Source organism: Pseudomonas fluorescens, from assembly GCF_018614775.1.
Classification (GTDB): Bacteria; Pseudomonadota; Gammaproteobacteria; order Pseudomonadales; family Pseudomonadaceae; genus Aquipseudomonas; species Aquipseudomonas fluorescens_BY.
Window position 1 is genome coordinate 17,294 of the sequence record NZ_JAGGOF010000043.1, and the last position, 16,889, is coordinate 34,182.

Genomic DNA, 16,889 nt, shown 5'->3' on the forward strand with positions numbered 1-16,889 from the left:
TCCGGAGTTAAGACAAAACGGAGCAAAGTGCCATCCAATGAACCTGGATGAGAAGCCTGCTACGGTAACAGGCCAGGTCTGTGCAGGGTTGTTTATTCATTGGCCGCCGGGCCTTGAGGGTTCGGTTGACGGCGACAAGAAGAGAATACCCAGATGAACTCGAATTCGGAACACCCCACTTCATTGCCACAGCGCAGGGGAAAAACGCCCAGCCACCTGGCATTTCCCGTCGTGGGCATAGGCGCATCGGCCGGCGGCCTTGGCGCGCTGAAAACGTTTTTCGAGCAAATGTCAGGCGACTGTGGCATGGCGTTTGTCATCATTCTCCATCTGTCGCCCGACCACGAAAGCGTGGCCGACAAGATCATTCAGGACTGCACCCCAATGCCCGTTCAGCAAGTGACGGACACGTGCAGGATCGAGCGTAATCACGTTTACGTCATCTCACCGGCCAGCCAGCTGTCGATGAATGATGGCTATTTGAAGATCATCCCGGCAAACCGTCCGCTGGGCAGTCACGTTGCCATCGATCTGTTCTTCCGTGATCTGGCCGATGTGCACAAAGAGCATGCATTCTGCGTGGTGCTATCGGGTACGGGCAGCGACGGCGCCGTGGGTTTGTCGCGGATCAAGGAGCAGGGCGGCGTAACGCTGGTGCAGAGCCCGACCGATGCGGAATACGAAGGCATGCCCCAGGCTGCCATCGCGACCGGCATGGTGGATGTTGTCCTGCCTGTCATCGAGATGCCCCACAAGTTACTTGAGTTATGGCGCAACTCACGCTCGATCAAATTGCCGCCGCCCCATGACATGCAAGTCGCGACCGTCACCCCCGAACGGGAGCGCGAGGACGCCGAACGGGTCTTGCAGGACATCCTGCTCCTGCTGCGCAATCGAACCGGCCACGATTTCAAGCATTACAAAAGGGCAACGGTGCTCAGGCGGATAGAGCGTCGCCTCCAGGTCACCGCCCAACCGGATCTGCCGGCGTACCTCGACTACCTGGAGAGCACGCCAGACGAAGCCAAGCTGCTGCTGGGCGACATGCTCATCGGCGTCACCAACTTCTTCCGCGATCGTGAAGCATTCGAGGCGCTGGAGCGTCACGTACTGACGTCGTTGATGAACAGCGACAGTGAGAGCAGCAAACGTGAAGAGGTGCGCATCTGGTCGGCCGGCTGCTCCACGGGGGAGGAAGCCTACAGCCTGACTATCCTGTGCACCGAGCACCAAAAACTCGAAACCAACCCGGTGAAGGTCCAGGTCTTTGCCACCGACATCGATGAGCGGGCCATCGCGGTGGGCCGGGCCGGTTCGTATTCGGAAGCCATCATCACCGATGTGCCGCCGACCCGCCTGCGCCAGTATTTCATCAAGGAGGGCGAACAGTACCGGGTGCGCAAGGAGATCCGCGAGAAAGTCCTGTTCGCCAAGCACAGCCTGCTCTGCGACCCGCCGTTTTCGCAGATCGACCTGATCGTCTGCCGCAATCTGCTGATCTACCTGGACCGAAACATCCAGCGTGAAATGTTGCAGATGTTCCATTTCGCGTTGCGCCCAGGCGGTTATCTGTTCATGGGGTCCTCGGAAACGGCCGATGCCTACCCGGACCTGTTTACCCCGGTGGACAAGCGCAACCGCATCTTCCGCGCCAAGGCGGGCGCCTCCATTACTCGCCGGGCACCGACCATGCCCCGCGGCGGCTTCACGCTGACCAATCTGGCGGCGCCGCCCCCGATGATGCAGACCCCGCGCAAGTTTTCCTACGCCGATATCCACAATCGTGCAATGGCGCAGCAGATGCCGCCGAGCATGATCGTCGATACCAACAGCGACATCCTGCACATGAACGAAAGCGTCGGCCGGTTCCTGCGCTACGTGACGGGTGAGGTCACCCGTAACGTGCTGGTGCTGATCATGCCCCAACTGCGGCTTGAGCTGCGCACCACCTTGTTCCAGCAGAGCGGCAACACGACGCTGTCGCGCAAGATCCGTGTCGAGGATCCCGAAGGCGATTACCTGCTGGATATCATGGTGCGGCCTTACCGGGATGAGGTGACCGACCAGGAAGTGCGCACCATCGTCTTCAACGTTTCGAAGATCGAACCCGGCTCGGAACTGCAGGACCTGGACCTGCAAACCGAGAACATGGTGTTGTCGAGCCTGGAGAACGAGTTGCAGCGAACCAAGCTGCACTTGCAGGAGACCATCGAACAATCGGAAGTCTCAAGCGAGGAGCTCAAGGCCTCCAACGAAGAAATGCAGGCCATCAACGAGGAGTTGCGTTCGGCGTCCGAAGAGCTGGAAACCAGCAAGGAAGAGCTGCAGTCGATCAACGAGGAGCTGCTCACGGTCAATTACGAGCTCAAGACCAAGGTCGAGGAAACCGACAAGATCAATGACTACCTGGCGAACCTGATCGCGTCGACGGACATCGCCACGGTGTTCGTCGATCGCAACATGCACATACGCTGGTTCACGCCGCGCTCCAAGGACATCTTCAGCATGCTGCCGGTGGACACCGGGCGCTCGCTGCTGGACATCACCCATCGGCTCAACTACCCGCAACTGGCGGAGGACGCCTGCTCGGTCTTTGAAAAACTGACCATGCTCGAACGCGAGGTCAGCAGCACGGATAACCGCTGGTACATCGCTCGCCTGTTGCCGTACCGCTCCAGTGAGAACCACATCGACGGCACCGTGCTCACCTTCATCGACATCACCAAGCGTCGGGAAGCTGAAGAAGACCTGCGCCTGGGCCAGGAACGCATGCGCCTGGTGGCTGAGAGCACCCATGACTACGCGATCATCATTGTCGATGAGCAGGGCCTGATTACCGATTGGAACACCGGCGCCGAAATGATCTTCGGCTACAAGACCGCGGAAATCATGGGCAGCAACTATGACGTGATTTTTTCCGCTGAAGATCGCAAGGCCGGTATCCCTGAGCATGAGCTTCGTCAGGCCCGGGAGCACGGGCGCGCCGAGGATGAGCGCTGGCATGTACGCAAGGACGGCAGCCGCTTTTATTGCAGCGGCGAAGTGTCGCTGCTCAGGGCCGAAGGGGTCAGGGGCTATGTCAAGATCGCGCGCGACTTGACCGGGCACAAGCGCTTGCATGAGGAGCAGAGCAAGAGGCTCGCTGAAACCCAGAGCAGCAGCCTCATGAAGGACGAGTTCTTCGCGATCATGTCCCACGAGCTCAAGCATCCGTTGAACCTGATTCAACTCAATACCGAGATCCTTCGACGGTTACCGGCGGTCAAGAACACTGCCAACGCAGCCAAAGCGGTTTCCACCATCAGTGATGCCGTGTCCAGCCAGGCGCGGATCATTGATGACTTGCTCGATGTCGCCCGTATTCGCACCGGCAAGCTGAAACTCAAGCCACAGCCATTGGAACTGGGCTCCGTGCTGCGCGACATCCATGCAGTCGTGACCGAAGAATACCCAAGTGCCCAAGTCACGCTGGAGCTGCCGGAGCCGGCGTCAGCGCCCATCGTCGTCGACGCGGACCCCACCCGCCTGGAGCAGATCGTCTGGAACCTGGTGCAGAATGCGCTGAAGTTCAGCCCCGAGGACGCGCGTATTCGCATTGTGCTCAGCCAGGCCGGCGGCAGTGCGCAGCTCGACGTCATAGACAACGGGGTAGGGTTGTCTGCCAGCGACCTTGAGCATGTGTTTGAACTGTTCAAGCAAGCCACGAGCAAGCAGACCAATTTCCAGCGCGACGGCCTGGGGATAGGTTTGTCGCTGGTTCGCCAGCTGGCACAGGCCCACGGTGGCTCTGTCATCGCCCGATCAGCCGGCGTAGGCCATGGCTGCACGTTCTCGGTGTTGTTGCCGCTGTCCAATCAACCTCTGGATGAAGCAGGCGAGGGCCACCTGCAGCTTGCGCCCGCCGGGCGCCTGAAGGGCCTGAAGGTATTGCTCGTCGACGATTCAGAGGAGGTTCTGGACGTCATGCGCATGTTGCTGGAAATGGAAGATGCGCTGGTCAAGAGCTACAGCAACCCCGTGCTCGCCCTGGAAAAATCCATCGAAGAACGCTTCGACGTGATCTTGACCGATATCGGCATGCCGGAAATGGATGGGCATGCGCTGATCAGCTCACTGCGCCATGGCAAGGTGCATAAATACACCCCGGCGATTGCCTTGAGCGGCTATGGCGTGGGCCAGGATGCCCATGAGGTCAAGGACTCTCTGTTTGATCGGCGCCTTACCAAGCCCGTTCAGTACGATGAGTTGGTGGATACGATCGAGGCGTTGTGCCAGGACGCGTTGTCTTGAGGCGGTAAGGATCGCAACCCTATTGGCTGATGCACCGCTGTCGCGAGCAAGCTTTGCTCCCACAGGTTTTTGGCAATCATTCCCGGCGCGTAACCTGATCCATGACGGATAACCCGTACACACAGTACAAACGCTTCCAGACCCCCGATCCGGGGGTCGGTCCACGTGAGCAGGCGCCGATGCTCGCCGAGGAACAGGCGTGGGCGCGTGTGCATGCGCCTGGGCACCACTTCAGCTGGATCCAGGTGCTGATGGCGCCGCTGTGCCTGGGGCCAGTGGTGGCGGGCTCGGCGTTGTTGCTCGGCCTCTGGCTCTATCAGTCGCTACTGGCTCCTGAGCTGGACATCGACCGGGCCATTGGCGACGGGTATGGCTGGCTCGCGCTCGCCGGCGGGTTGTTCGTGGCTGCCTGGGTACTGCACAACGTCTGGCGCGACAGCCGCGATCCCACCCGGCGCTACTGGCAATCCATGCCGGACCAGGGGGTGGTCGAGCTTGAGCACCACACCCTGGTCTGCGGCATCAATCTGTGGTCCAACGACTACGATCCGGATTGCAATACGCTGATGAAATGGACCCACGGCAAGCTCGAATGCGTGCAGAACAGCGGTGTCGTGCAGTGGGTCGTAGCCCGGACCGAAGCCGGTCACTGGCTGGTGCTCAAGGAGCAGTGTTCGGGCAACTTCAGCTATGGACGGGGCGGCGCAAAACCGGCGCCTGACCGGCAGATGCACCCCTGCCAGCAGGTGACGATCGCCTTTGCCCCTGGCACCCAGTTGTCCCTCGGTCGACGTTTCAGTGGCGCACCGATCCCGTTGCTGGACACGGATTACTGGCTGTCTGCCGACGAGCTCAAGCGCCTGGCTGAGGCCGCCCACCACTGGCGCTTTTTTCCACCGAGCCGCTACGGCGTGGTCGACGCCGAGGACGCCGGGTGGATGCAGCGCCTGGTGAAAAAGGCGCAAGACAGTATCCGCGCCACGCAGGCTTCGACCCACAGCCAAACCTGATGGCCGGCTGCGTGCGCTACAGCCAGGTGTTCACCACGCGCCGATCCAGTTCCTCCCAATCGGCCATGCCCAGCACCCGCGTGGTGTTCAATCCGCGTAGATAACCACGCAGCTGATGGGCGGTGGCGCGTACGAGTTCCGGGTCGGTCGGATGTTTGTCCAGCAGTATCGTCTCGTACTGGATCAGGTAGTCGCTCACCCGGTCCCGAAAGTCCGGCAGCACAGCGTCGCGGATCAGGTCAAAGGTTCTCATGGACGGCCCTCGTCGATTTTTTCCAGGGTTATTCGGTGCTTATGGGGCGGCGCAATGCGCAACTATTGTTACAAGTAATAGTGACCATCACGAAACGCAAGTTCTGCTTTGACGGCAATCGTTGGAAAATCAGCGCCATCGAACACGCCGTCCTCCTTTTATGTTCAGGATCACACCGATGCGCCGTTTATTTTTACTGCCCATGGCGTTTGCCGCATTGTTGCTCGCCGGGTGCGCCACCGCACCGAACGACCCGACCCTGACCTTGCAGACCAGCAAGACGCCTGCTCAATACGCCGAATGCGTCGTGCCGAAGTTGCAAGGCAGTGCATTGAACCCGACGGTTTCGCAGACCCAGCGCAGCTACCGGATCGTGGTGCCAAGCAAAGTGTCAGCGGACAACGTGCTGGAAGCCTACAAGGCCGGGAACGGCGGCAAGGTCTTCATCTACGAGCGCCACTTGCTGGCCTCGAACCTGCTGCCTTCAAGTTTCGAACGCGCCGCCCAGGATTGCATCTGACCCGCAGAATTCGCTTCACCGTGCTCCTTTGGTTGGCCGCAACCAACCAATTCCTTGCCCCGCACCGTATCGGTTGCGGGGCTTTTTTTTGTGTGAAAACGATGAGCCTGAGGGGCTACCTCCCTGTGCCGGCGGCGGCACCTCCTGTAGCTGCGCAAAGCTGACCCACTGCAATCGCGAGCAGGCTCGCTGCCACAAAGTCGTTGTGCTCATCCGGGCAGTGCCTCTGGCAGCGCCAGAAAATGAAGCTTTCATGACAAAAGTTCGGTAGCACATCGCCATTCCCGTCATGCCTGTGTGACGTGTTCGAGGGGACCTCCGAGGTCGTTTGGAGCCGGGGCGCGAAGCCGGGAGTGAGGCGATGGGGACTATGGAACGCTATTCGAAAGTGGGCATGCAAGAGCTTGACCAGCGGTTGTCGAAGATCGTCGAGGCGGCGCGCAAGCAGCCGGTCTCGGTGTATCGCTACGGCGCGCCGTGGGTCTGGATCGTTTCCCAAGATGACTGGCAGGGCGCACTCAAGGAAGTGTCCAGCTACATCCCGCAGGGCCATTCACTGGTCTTGTTGCGTCCGCAGATCGACGACCTGCTCGACGACCATCGCGACGTATTGCAGGGCCTCAACGCCGATGCCGAGATGCTCATCGCGCCGCAGACCGTCATGCACATCCTCTTGCTGCAACTGCTCTATTCGGTGCCCAGCGAGCAGCAACTCTATGAACAACTCAACTACAACCTGCTGTTTCGCTGGTTCGTCGGCCTGGACCTGAACCAGAAGGTCTGGAGCTTCAATGTCTTGAGCAAAGACCTCGCCACGCTGCTGGGCGATGCGCGAGCCGTCAGGCTCATCCAGAAAATCATCGGTGAAGTGTTCTGTGGCGCCTTGCTGCAAATGCCGGAGTTCTCCTTGAATTTCGCGCTGCTGCACACCTGGCTGGCCCGGCACGCCACGACATCGACTGCAAGCAATTGAGCCGTACTTTGAACTCAGGGGGTGGTGTGGAGCTTTTTTTCAAATCGCGGCCGGCGCGGTGGGGCTGGCTGTTGCTGGCGGTCGGGGGACCGTCGGCATTCGCGGCCCAGGCTGGCCAGGAAGCTGAGCCAGCGGCGCGCCAGGTGGACGTGAACGAGTACTTCGTGCGGGGCAACACCGTGCTCGATGCCCGGGCCATCGAGGAAGCGGTGTACCCGTTCCTCGGCCCGCAAAAGACCCTGGACGATATTGAAGGGGCGCGCGAAGCCCTGCAGAAGGTTTATCAGGCACGCGGTTATCAATCGGTGTTCGTCGAGCTGCCGGAGCAGAAAGTCGAAGACGGCATCGTCTATCTGCAAGTCAGTGAGACCAAGGTCGGCCGGGTGCGGGTCGTCGGTGCCAAGCACTACTCGCCGGTGGAAATCCGTGACGACGTGCCGGCGCTCAAGGAAGGCGAGGTGCCGGATTTTGCTCAGGTCCAGACGGAGCTGGCGCGGCTGAACAAAACCCCCGGGCGCCAAGTGATGCCGCTGGTGCGGGAAGGCCAGCGGCCCGGCACCATGGACGTGGATTTGCAGGTCGAAGACCAGGACCCCTGGCAAGCCAGCCTCGGGCTGAACAACGACTACAGCGCCGACACCGAAAAGCTGCGCACCGTCGCCAGCCTGGGCTACAACAATCTCTGGCAGCTGGGCCACAGCGTTTCGCTGACCTTCTTTACCGCGCCCCAGGACACCGACAACGCCAAGGTCTGGTCCGGTTCCTATACCGCGCCGTTGAACGAGCGCTGGAGCGTGCAGTTCTCCGGCTACCAGTCTGACAGCAACGTGGCGACCGTCGGCGGCAGCAACGTGTTGGGCAAGGGGCATTCCTACGGGGTTTCGGCGATCTACAGCCTGCCGTCCAGTGCGGCCTGGGCCAACACCTTCTCCGTCGGGGTGGACTTCAAGGACTTCGAGGAAGAGCTGAACCTGGGCGGCGCCAGCGACAAGGCGCCGCTCAAGTACGCGCCGTTCACCTTTGCCTATAACGGCTTGCGCTACACCCAAAGCAGCCAGTTGGGCCTCGGCCTGAGCCTGGTGGCGGGCACACGCAGCCTGCTGGGCTACGGCAGTTCCGACGAAGAGTTCGACTACAAGCGCTATCGCGCCAGCCCCAGCTTCGCGGTGCTCAAGGGCGACGGCAACTACACCTTCACGTTTGGCAACGACTGGCAGACCGCCTCGAAAGCCGCCTTCCAACTGGCCTCCGGACCGCTGGTCTCCAACGAGCAATTCTCTGCCGGTGGAGCCACGTCGGTGCGCGGTTACCTGGCGGCCGAGCGCACCGGGGATGACGGCTACCTGCTGTCCCAGGAACTGCGCACACCGTCCCTCGCCAGGTTCCTCGGCAGCCACGTCCAGGAATGGCGGTTCTATGCCTTCGCCGAAGGCGCCCAGTTGTACCTGCGTGACGAGCTGCCCGACCAGGAAGCCGATTACAGCCTGGCCAGCGTTGGTCTCGGCACCCGCGCCAGCCTGAGCAAATGGCTGTCCGGCAGCCTCGATTGGGGCTACCCGCTGCTCGACGGGCCGAACACCTCGAAACAGGAATCGCGCCTGCACTTCAACCTGCAAGCGACGTTTTGAACCCAGGAGTCATGTCCATGCAACGCTTATTGTTATCCGTGTTTATCTGCCTGGGGCTGGTGCTTCCGGCGACCGCCAACGCCTGGTGGCAGGACGATTGGCACTACCGCAAACAGATCTCCGTGGACACCACGCCCCAAGGCGCCGCCATCGCCCAGGCGTTGGGGCGCACGGCGCTGCTGGTGCGCTTGCACACCGGCAACTTCACCTTCGACGGGGTCAAGGACGATGGCTCGGACCTGCGTTTCGTCAGTGCCGACGACAAGACCGTGCTCAATCACCAGATCGAAAGCTTCGACCCGCTGATGGGCATGGCGCTGATCTGGGTCGATGTGCCGAGCGTAGAGGGCGGCCAGCGCCAGGACCTGTGGATGTACTACGGCAACCAGAAAGCGCCGGCCACCGGCAGCGGCCAGTTGACCTTTGACCCGGACTACACCGCGCTGTACCACTTCGACGGCGCCACCGGTGTGCCGCCCAAGGACACCACGGCCTACGGCAATAACGCCCAGGGCGCTGTCGGTACCAGTATCGATGGGGTGATCGGGCGCGCTCTGCAGTTCAGCGGCCAGCCGTTGTTGCTGCCTGCCAGCCCTTCGTTGCAGCACAACCCCGGCGCGGCGTTCACATTCAGCACGTGGCTGCGCCAGGACCAGGCCAGCGGCGAACAGATCATTCTGGCCCGTCACGAAGCCGCCAGCAGTCTGCTGGTGGGGGTCAACCAGGGCGTGCCGTTCGTGGCGATCGACGGCCAGCGTGCCGTCTCGACCCAACCATTGAACCCCGGCCAATGGCAGCACCTGGCGTTGACCGCCTCGGGCGATCGGGTGGTGCTGTACGTCAATGGCCGTGAAACCGCGAACCTGGCCGTGGCAATGCCGGCATTCAATTCGCCCATCGCCCTGGGGGCGGACGTTGCCGGCGGTGCCTTCGCGCCGTTCAGCGGGGCCATGGACGAAGCACGGCTGTCCAAGGTCGCGCGCCCGGCGCCGTTGCTGTTGGCCGACGCGAATGCCCAGGGCGCCGAATCGAAACTGGTGACCTACGGCGTCGATGAAGAGCAGTCCGGTTTCGGTTTCGGCAGCCTGGGTTTTCTGTTGAACGCCGTGCCACTGGACGCCTGGGTGATCATCAGCGTGCTGGTGCTGATGATGTTCCAGTCGTGGATCATCATGATCCGCAAGAACCGCATGGTCAGCCGCCTCAGCGCTGCCAACGAGGCCTTCCGCGAACAGTTCGCCAACATCGGCACGCGCCTGGAAATGTTCGCCGACGACCAGGGCCTCGCCCAGCGTCTGCAGCATTCGTCGCTGTGGCGCCTGTACCTGGTGGCCGTCAAGGAGATCCGCACCCGTCGTGAGCAGGGCGCCGATACCTCATCGGTTTCGGCCGCCACCATCGAAGCGATCCGCTGTTCCATGGACGGCGTGCGCACCCGGGAGAACCAGCAGCTCAGTTCGAAGCTCTCGACCCTGTCCAACGCCATTGCCGGCGGGCCATACATCGGTCTGCTGGGCACCGTGCTCGGGATCATGGTGGTGTTCCTCGGCACCGCGATGGCCGGCGACGTGAACATCAACGCCATTGCCCCGGGCATGGCCGCCGCCTTGCTCGCCACCGCCATGGGCCTGTTCGTCGCGATCCCGGCGCTGTTTGGCTACAACCGCCTGGTCACCCGCAACAGGGAAGTCAGCGCCGACATGCGGGTGTTCGTCGACGAGTTCATCACCCGCCTGGCGGAGATGCACGGCGAAAGCCAGTCCGGCGAAGCGGCTCATCGTCGCGATCATCACGCCCAATCGTTCGTACCGGCCTGAGGGGATCGCGATGGCTAGCGTAAATACTTCTCACGATGACGACGATGATGCGGCAGTGGACAGCATCAACATCACGCCGCTGGTGGACGTGCTCATGGTGGTGCTGGTGATGTTCATCCTCACGGCCACGGCGCAGGTGTCGGGGATCCAGATCAACCTGCCGAAGGCCAGCGCCTCGGTGTCGTTGTCCGAAGCCAAGACCAAGGCGATTTCGGTGAACGACGGCGGGCAGGTGTTCCTCGACGCCTACCCGGTGACCCTGGCCGAGCTGGAAGAGCGTCTGCGTATCGAAAAGGCGCAGAGCCCGGACTTCCCGATCATCGTGCGCGGTGATGCCACGGTGCAGTACCAGAAGGTCATCGAAGTGCTCGATCTGTTGCGGCGCCTGGAACTGTCCCAGGTCGGCCTCGTTACCGGCAAACCGAGCCAGGGCTGATCATGACCGCGAAACTTCCGATCAACCCGCCGCCGGTCAAGACCGCGCCGCTGCGCCTGCTCAAGTGGGCTGCGGGCCTGGTGCTGGGCGTCGTGGCGGCCTGGCTGCTGTGGCAGTGGGCCAACGACATGAGTGGCGTGCGCCGCGAGGCGCCGAAGGTGCCGACCATCATCCCGCTGCCGCCACCGCCGCCACCGCCGCCGGAAAAACCCAAGGAGCCGGAACCCAAGGTCGAGGAGAAGGTGGTCGAGCCCGAGCCGACCCCGGAGCCCGAAGAGGTCAAGCCCGAGGAAGAAGCGCCGCCCTCGCCGGTGGATGACCTGGCGAAACCGATGCAAATGGACGGCGACGCCCAGTCCGGCACCGACGCTTTCAACATCGGCGCGGGCAAGGGCGGCGGCATGGCCGGGGCAGGGGGCGGGCGCCTGGGTAACGGCACCTACAGCCAGTTCCTGGCCTTCACCTTCCAGCGCCTGCTGCGCGAGAACCCCGAGCTGCGCAGCCTGGCGTTCTCGCTGCAAGCCGACGTCTGGCTGAGTGCCGTGGGCGAGATCACCCGGGTCGAGCTGGTCAAGTCCAGCGGCAACCCGCAAGTGGATGAGCAAGTGATATCCGCCTTGCGCACCGCGCCCCATTTGAGTGAGCGGCCACCGGCCTCGCTGACTTTGCCTGTGCGCCTGTCCTTGCAGGGCCGGCGACCGGGTTAACCGACTATTTGAAAGTTTGCCAACAGGAGTTGTGTGCAGATGATTTCCAATGTGAATCGATTGTCGTGGGCGGTCGGCCTGGTGGTCTTGAGCCTGGCCGGGCACGCGACGGCGGCCCCGGCACCGTCGGAGAACGCCACGATCAATCTGATCCGCCTGCTGGTGCAGCAGGGCGTGTTGAAGCAGGACCAGGCCGATGGCCTGATCGCCCAGGCGGAACGGGAAGCGGTGCAGGCCCGTCAGGCGACTAGCGCGGTGGCTGCGGCGCCAGCGGGTGCGCCTGGGGACGTGCGCGTGCAATACGTGCCGAACATCGTGCGCGAGCAGATCCGCGACCAGGTCAAGGCGGAAGTCATGGCCACCGCCAAGCAGGAAAACTGGGCCCAGCCCAATACGTTCCCGGACTGGGTTTCGCGGATCAGCTTCGATGGTGACATTCGCCTGCGGGATGAGTCGCGCTACTACTCGGGCACCAACAGCAACCAGATCGTCGACTTCGCCCGGCTCAATGACAAAGGGCCGTACGACGTCAACCCCAACAGCAGTACCGGTCTACCGCCATTGCTCAACACCCGCGAAGACCGGGAAAACCTGTTCCGCCTGCGCGCACGCCTGGGTATGAAGGCAGTGATTGCCCCAGAGTGGACCGCCGGCATCCGCATTGGCACCGGCTCGGACAACAACCCGGTGTCGACTACCCAGACCCTGGGTGGCGGTTTCGGCAAGAAAGACATCTGGCTCGACCAGGGTTACCTGAACTGGAAGCCATCGGATGAACTGACTGTGACTGGCGGGCGCTTTGCCAACCCGTTTTTCTCCACCGACCTGCTGTATTCCGGTGACCTGAACTTCGATGGCGTGGCGGCGATTTTCAACCATAAGCTCAATCAGGATTGGGGTGTGTTCGGCACCGTCGGTGCGTTCCCGGTGGAATACACCAACGACACCAGCACCAGCAACGGCTCCGATAAGGAAGAGAGCGATAACAAGTGGCTGTACGGTGCGCAACTCGGGGCCAACTGGGCGATCAACGACAGCAATCGGATCAAGGCCGCGATGGCCTACTACCGCTTCGACGACATCGAAGGCCAGCGCTCTTCGCCCTGCCAACCCTGGGCCGGTGATCCGGGCTGCGACAGCGACGGTTCGCGCGTGGCGTTCATGCAAAAGGGCAACACGGTGTTCCAGCTGCGAGACATCACGCCCAACCCGCTCAACCCCTCCACCACGCCACAGCCGCAATTCGTCGGGCTGGCCTCGGAATTCAACCTGCTGGACCTGAATGTCGCCTGGGACGCCGACCTGCCAGAAGACCTGAAGTTGCGCAGCCAGGCCCACTACGTTCACAACCTGGGCTACGACGAAGGCGAGATGCGCAAGCGCTCCGCCGGCCAGTTTGCCAACAACCTGGACAGCAACGGCGAAGTGGAAAGCGGCGCCAACGCCTGGATGCTCCAGTTCACCCTGGGCAATTCGCTCGAGCTCAAGCGCCAGGGCGACTGGAACCTGTTCGCCGGCTACAAGTACATCCAGCCGGACGCCTTGCCGGACGGCTTCAACGATTCGTCATTCCACCTGGGTGGCACCAACGCCAAGGGCTATTTCCTGGGCGGCAACTATGGCTTGGCGAGCAATGTCTTTGCCACCGGTCGCTGGTTGAGTTCCGAAGCGGTGTACGGCGCGCCGTACGACATCGATGTCTTGCAGCTTGAAATCAACACGCGCTTCTAAGCGCAGGGAGGCCCCATGAAAAGGCGAGCCATGAACCATACGCCGGTCGCGTTGCTGCTGGTGGGCCTGCTGCTGAACGGCAGCGCCCATGGCGAAGGCCTGGAAGAGCGTTTGCGCGCGCAACTGCGCAGCACCACCGCGCAGTTGCAAGCCCTGCAAAGCGAACAGGCCCAGGCCAGCGCCGCGCGCCAGGCCGCCGATAACCAGGCCCGGGACGCGGAGGCCCAGATCAAGCAGTTGACCGCGCAGTTGAACAAGGCCCAAGCCGTGAACGAGCAATTGGCCGGGCACCAACAGAGCCTGCAAAGCCAGGCCCAGGCCCAGGTGGCGGCCAGCAATGAGCAGATCGGCAAGTTCAAGAAAGCCTACGACGAGTTGCTGGCCCTGGCCCGTGGCAAGGAAGCCGAGCGCGCCCGCCTGCAAGCGCAACTGACCGAGCGTGACACACAAGTGCAGCAATGTTCGGTCAAGAATCAACAGATGTACGAGGTCGCCAAGACGCTGCTCCACGCTTACGAAACCATTGATGTGGCTGACGTGATGAAGATCCGTCAACCATTCGCCGCCAAGACCCGGGTGCGCTTCGAGGAGCTGGCCCAGGGCTTTGGCGACGACCTCTACAAGAACCGTTTCGACGCGCCCCAGGCCTCGATCACCCACTGATTTGTGCAAGGAAGAACCGACCATGACCGCAATGATTGAACACGTCTCTGTGACATCCCTGACCGAGCTGTTGCAGGCTGCGGGTTACCGGGTCAACGAAAGCGAGCAGAACGGCATCGTGCAACTGCTCAGCGCCAGCCAGGGCATTGGCTATGCGGTGCGCTTGGGCAATCCAACCGCGACACCGGGCGAGTACCTGGACTTTACCTTCAGCTGCGCCTTGCGCGTGCAGGGCGAGTTGCCGGCCGGGCTGGCGGAGCTGTGGAACGCCTCGCGGCGCTTTGCCCGGTTGTCGGTGCAAGGTGAGTTCCTGGTGATGGAAATGGACGTGGTGGTCGCGGCGGGTGTCAGCGCCGATCACCTGCGCAGCCATCTGGAACTGTGGGATCGCCTGTTGCAGGAATTCATCGTCTACCTGCGCGAATACAGCCAGAACGCGGCGCGGCTGCAAACCCGGCCCGAACCGGCCGAGGCCCCACTGGAAGAGGCCGTGGCATCGTGAAGAAACCGAGCTTCGTCATCAGCGCCGCGGCGCTGGGGCTGGTGGCTGTGGCGGTGGTGCTTGGCCTGCGCCCGGGCAGCGATCCGATCGCAGCGGTGCAGACCGTCAACAGGGCGCCGGCCGAGTCGCCGAGCCTGGCCCGGTTGGGCAACCAGCAAGTCAGCCCGGATGAACTGAAAACCCTGCTGGCTGCCCTGGCTCCCGAGGTTCGTCAACAGATGCGCGGCAATCGGACCGCCCTGGAAGGCTGGATCCGTGCACGGCTGGCAGAAAAAGCCGTGTTGGAGCAGGCCGATGCGCAAGGCTGGCGACAGCGCCCGGAGGTGGAGCGCCAGACCCGGGCGGCGACTGAGCAGATTGTGTTTCGCGACTATTTGCAGTCGGTCAGCCAGGTGCCGGCGGGCTATCCCAGCGACGAAGAGTTGAAGCAGGCTTACGACGCCGGCAAAGCCAACTGGACCGCGCCGGCGTTGTATCGGATCAGCCAGATCTTCCTGGCGGCCACCGAGCCGCAAACGGTGGAGGCGGTGCGGCGGCAAGCCTTGGAGTTGAGCAAGAAAGCCCAGGCGGCGCCGGCCGAGTTTGCTGCGCTGGCAACCCGCTATTCCCAGGACCGCGCCAGTGCCGAGCGGGGCGGCGACAGTGGGTTCCAGCCATTGCAGCAGTTGGTGCCGCAGGTGCGTGAGGCGGTGGCGCGGTTGAAGATTGGCGGCGTTTCCGATCCGGTGCAGAGCGCGGCGGGGTTCCATGTGATCAAGCTCACTGAGCAGCAACCGGCCCGGGCAGCGACCCTGGACGAAGTCCGCGAACGCCTGACCCAGGCTTTGCGCGCCCAGCGCCAGGAGCAGATCGCCAAGGCCTACCTGGACGGCATGCTCGACACCGCGACCCTGAGCATTGATGGGGCGCAGTTGAGCAAGGTGTTGGAGGAAGCTCAATAGGGCTGCGCCTGGCCTTTGAGCTTGCCAGCGCTGTGGAAGCAAAGCCTGCTCGCGATGCAAGCGCCTCGGTCACTTGGAAGACCGCGTCATCTTCATCGCGGGCAAGCCTTGCTCCCACAGATAATCCCCTCGCCACAAGGAGCGATGTTGTATCTGAGAACCATCGCGCTGCAGCGTTTATTCATACAACCGACAGGGAGTCATCCATGACCTTCATCGAGCCAGCAGGACGCCAGGCTATCACCACACCCTACCGCACGCCGTTGCGTGCCCCTGACCCCTGGCTCGCACTGGCCGGCGGCATCGAACCCCAGGTGGCCCAGTGTTTCCTGATCAGTGCCCGTTGCGGCTGCTTCATGCAAGCGGCCCGCAGCCTTAACGTCAAGGCGACCTGGTTGCGCAAGCAGTTGGCGCATCTGGAGGCGCGTCTGCAACGCTCCTTGTTCAGCTACCAAGGCAGCGTCTTGACCCTCAGCCGGGAAGGTCGCCAGTTGCAGGCGCGACTGATTGCCCTGGCCCATGAAGAGATGCCACCGTCCAATGAACAACCCTTGATTCGCCTGGCAGTGGCCGAATCGATCTTGCATGACATTCTCGGCCGCGATTTGATCTCGCTGCTGCGACGCAACGCCAGCGTGCGTTTGCAGATCATTACCCTGGACAGCGAACTGGCCTTGCACGCTACCAGCGCCGATGTGGTGCTGTGGTTGAGCGACGCCCCGGCGACGGTATCAGGGCCAGGTTTCGCCACCTTGCCAGCGGAGCGATTGGCGCGGCTGGATTACGTGCCCCATATCGCCAAGCGCTATTCACGGCCGGCCACGCGCCCGGAGCGCCTGGAAGACTTGAACGATTACATGTTGGTGCAATGGCAGGCGGACCGGCAGGTGGACAGCTTCACGCCCTGGAACACCTTGATCGAGCAACGCCGGGCCGGCGTGGTACAGGTGCAATCCTACGAGCTGATGCTGGAAATGATCCGATGCAGCGCCTGCATCGGCCTGCTGCCGCAGTACATGAGCCGCTTCGACCGTGGCCTGGTGGCCTTGCCAGGCGTAATCGGCCTGCCGATGCAGCGCGACGTGTGGATGGCAATCAATGCCCAGGCCGAAGGCTCGACAGAAGTGCGGATGCTCGTCGAACTGATCCGGCATACGTTGGATGAACGCAGGGATTGGTTCAGCCTGTCTGTGTCAGACACACCGCTATCGCGAGCAAGCTCGCTCCCACAGGGGGATGTTTGTGTTCGTCAGAACGCGAAGCAGGAACAGCCAAACGCGCCCCAGAAGCCTTGGAAATCGCTGACCGGCACATTCGACAACCGCGCCCGCTCATGGCTGTGGAAGTGCACCGTGCACGGACCGCTGCACTGGTGGACTTGCGCCTGCAACGGCGAGGTTGGGCGCCAGTGACCCGGG

Annotated in this window: 14 protein-coding genes and 1 pseudogene; 13 read left to right on the forward strand and 2 right to left on the reverse strand. The window is 62.4% G+C overall.

The features are described 5' to 3' along the window. Positions 1–153: 153 nt before the first annotated feature. Positions 154–4,290, forward strand: a complete 4,137-nt coding sequence (locus J7E36_RS11655) for a CheR family methyltransferase (RefSeq protein WP_215002966.1) — start codon at positions 154–156, stop codon at positions 4,288–4,290. Between the two features lie 101 nt (positions 4,291–4,391). Next, positions 4,392–5,300 carry a hypothetical protein gene (locus tag J7E36_RS11660; RefSeq protein WP_231286400.1) on the forward strand — a complete coding sequence of 303 codons (909 nt, stop codon included), beginning with the start codon at positions 4,392–4,394 and terminating at the stop codon, positions 5,298–5,300. 16 nt (positions 5,301–5,316) lie between these two features. Here the strand turns inward: J7E36_RS11660 and J7E36_RS11665 are convergent, their stop codons facing one another. Beyond that, the gene (locus J7E36_RS11665; RefSeq protein ID WP_215002968.1) at positions 5,317–5,553 is read right to left on the reverse strand and encodes a hypothetical protein; all 237 of its coding nucleotides are present in this window, start codon (positions 5,551–5,553) and stop codon (positions 5,317–5,319) included. A gap of 178 nt (positions 5,554–5,731) precedes the next feature. On the opposite strand from J7E36_RS11665, the gene J7E36_RS11670 reads away from it, so the two are divergent. The 11 genes and pseudogenes from J7E36_RS11670 to J7E36_RS11720 all read left to right on the forward strand — a co-directional run. Continuing rightward, positions 5,732–6,073, forward strand: a complete 342-nt coding sequence (locus J7E36_RS11670; protein ID WP_215002970.1) for a hypothetical protein — start codon at positions 5,732–5,734, stop codon at positions 6,071–6,073. A gap of 370 nt (positions 6,074–6,443) precedes the next feature. After that, positions 6,444–7,046 (forward strand): transposase, encoded by a 603-nt coding sequence (locus J7E36_RS11675; RefSeq protein WP_215002972.1) that lies wholly within the window; start codon positions 6,444–6,446, stop codon positions 7,044–7,046. Positions 7,047–7,072: 26 nt separating this feature from the next. Continuing rightward, entirely contained in the window at positions 7,073–8,674 is a 1,602-nt protein-coding gene (locus tag J7E36_RS11680; RefSeq protein WP_215002973.1) for a ShlB/FhaC/HecB family hemolysin secretion/activation protein, read from the forward strand. A 17-nt stretch (positions 8,675–8,691) separates the two neighbouring features. Beyond that, positions 8,692–10,491 carry a DUF2341 domain-containing protein gene (locus J7E36_RS11685; RefSeq protein ID WP_215002975.1) on the forward strand — a complete coding sequence of 600 codons (1,800 nt, stop codon included), beginning with the start codon at positions 8,692–8,694 and terminating at the stop codon, positions 10,489–10,491. Between the two features lie 10 nt (positions 10,492–10,501). Continuing rightward, positions 10,502–10,927, forward strand: a complete 426-nt coding sequence (locus tag J7E36_RS11690; protein ID WP_215002977.1) for an ExbD/TolR family protein — start codon at positions 10,502–10,504, stop codon at positions 10,925–10,927. Positions 10,928–10,929: 2 nt separating this feature from the next. Next, entirely contained in the window at positions 10,930–11,634 is a 705-nt protein-coding gene (locus J7E36_RS11695) for an energy transducer TonB family protein (protein ID WP_215002979.1), read from the forward strand. A gap of 39 nt (positions 11,635–11,673) precedes the next feature. Next, on the forward strand, positions 11,674–13,365 hold the full coding sequence (locus J7E36_RS11700; RefSeq protein WP_215002980.1) for a putative porin: 1,692 nt from the start codon (positions 11,674–11,676) through the stop codon (positions 13,363–13,365). 15 nt (positions 13,366–13,380) lie between these two features. Further along, positions 13,381–14,028: a DNA repair protein gene (locus tag J7E36_RS11705; RefSeq protein ID WP_215002982.1), complete on the forward strand. Its 648-nt coding sequence runs from the start codon at positions 13,381–13,383 to the stop codon at positions 14,026–14,028. Positions 14,029–14,050: 22 nt separating this feature from the next. Further along, complete coding sequence (locus tag J7E36_RS11710) at positions 14,051–14,530, forward strand: YbjN domain-containing protein (protein ID WP_215002984.1); 480 nt, start codon at positions 14,051–14,053, stop codon at positions 14,528–14,530. Continuing rightward, complete coding sequence (locus J7E36_RS11715) at positions 14,527–15,471, forward strand: peptidylprolyl isomerase (RefSeq protein WP_215002986.1); 945 nt, start codon at positions 14,527–14,529, stop codon at positions 15,469–15,471. Before J7E36_RS11710 ends, J7E36_RS11715 begins: the two co-directional genes overlap by 4 nt. A 206-nt stretch (positions 15,472–15,677) precedes the next feature. After that, positions 15,678–16,652, forward strand: a pseudogene (locus tag J7E36_RS11720) (LysR substrate-binding domain-containing protein); the annotation flags it as partial. A 68-nt stretch (positions 16,653–16,720) separates the two neighbouring features. On the opposite strand, the gene J7E36_RS25275 reads toward J7E36_RS11720, so the two are convergent. Then, on the reverse strand, positions 16,721–16,889 hold a 169-nt coding region (locus J7E36_RS25275), incomplete at its 5' end, for a hypothetical protein (protein WP_231286401.1).

Excerpts from the sequence above, each read along its gene's own strand:
- J7E36_RS11700 (WP_215002980.1), top strand. The coding sequence starts at position 11,674 with ATGATTTCCAATGTGAATCGATTGTCGTGGGCGGTCGGCCTGGTGGTC.
- J7E36_RS11685 (WP_215002975.1), top strand. The coding sequence starts at position 8,692 with ATGCAACGCTTATTGTTATCCGTGTTTATCTGCCTGGGGCTGGTGCTT.
- J7E36_RS11695 (WP_215002979.1), top strand. The coding sequence starts at position 10,930 with ATGACCGCGAAACTTCCGATCAACCCGCCGCCGGTCAAGACCGCGCCG.
- J7E36_RS11665 (WP_215002968.1), bottom strand. The coding sequence starts at position 5,553 with ATGAGAACCTTTGACCTGATCCGCGACGCTGTGCTGCCGGACTTTCGG.
- J7E36_RS11710 (WP_215002984.1), top strand. The coding sequence starts at position 14,051 with ATGACCGCAATGATTGAACACGTCTCTGTGACATCCCTGACCGAGCTG.
- J7E36_RS11690 (WP_215002977.1), top strand. The coding sequence starts at position 10,502 with ATGGCTAGCGTAAATACTTCTCACGATGACGACGATGATGCGGCAGTG.
- J7E36_RS11675 (WP_215002972.1), top strand. The coding sequence starts at position 6,444 with ATGGAACGCTATTCGAAAGTGGGCATGCAAGAGCTTGACCAGCGGTTG.
- J7E36_RS11655 (WP_215002966.1), top strand. The coding sequence starts at position 154 with ATGAACTCGAATTCGGAACACCCCACTTCATTGCCACAGCGCAGGGGA.
- J7E36_RS11705 (WP_215002982.1), top strand. The coding sequence starts at position 13,381 with ATGAAAAGGCGAGCCATGAACCATACGCCGGTCGCGTTGCTGCTGGTG.
- J7E36_RS11670 (WP_215002970.1), top strand. The coding sequence starts at position 5,732 with ATGCGCCGTTTATTTTTACTGCCCATGGCGTTTGCCGCATTGTTGCTC.
- J7E36_RS11660 (WP_231286400.1), top strand. The coding sequence starts at position 4,392 with ATGACGGATAACCCGTACACACAGTACAAACGCTTCCAGACCCCCGAT.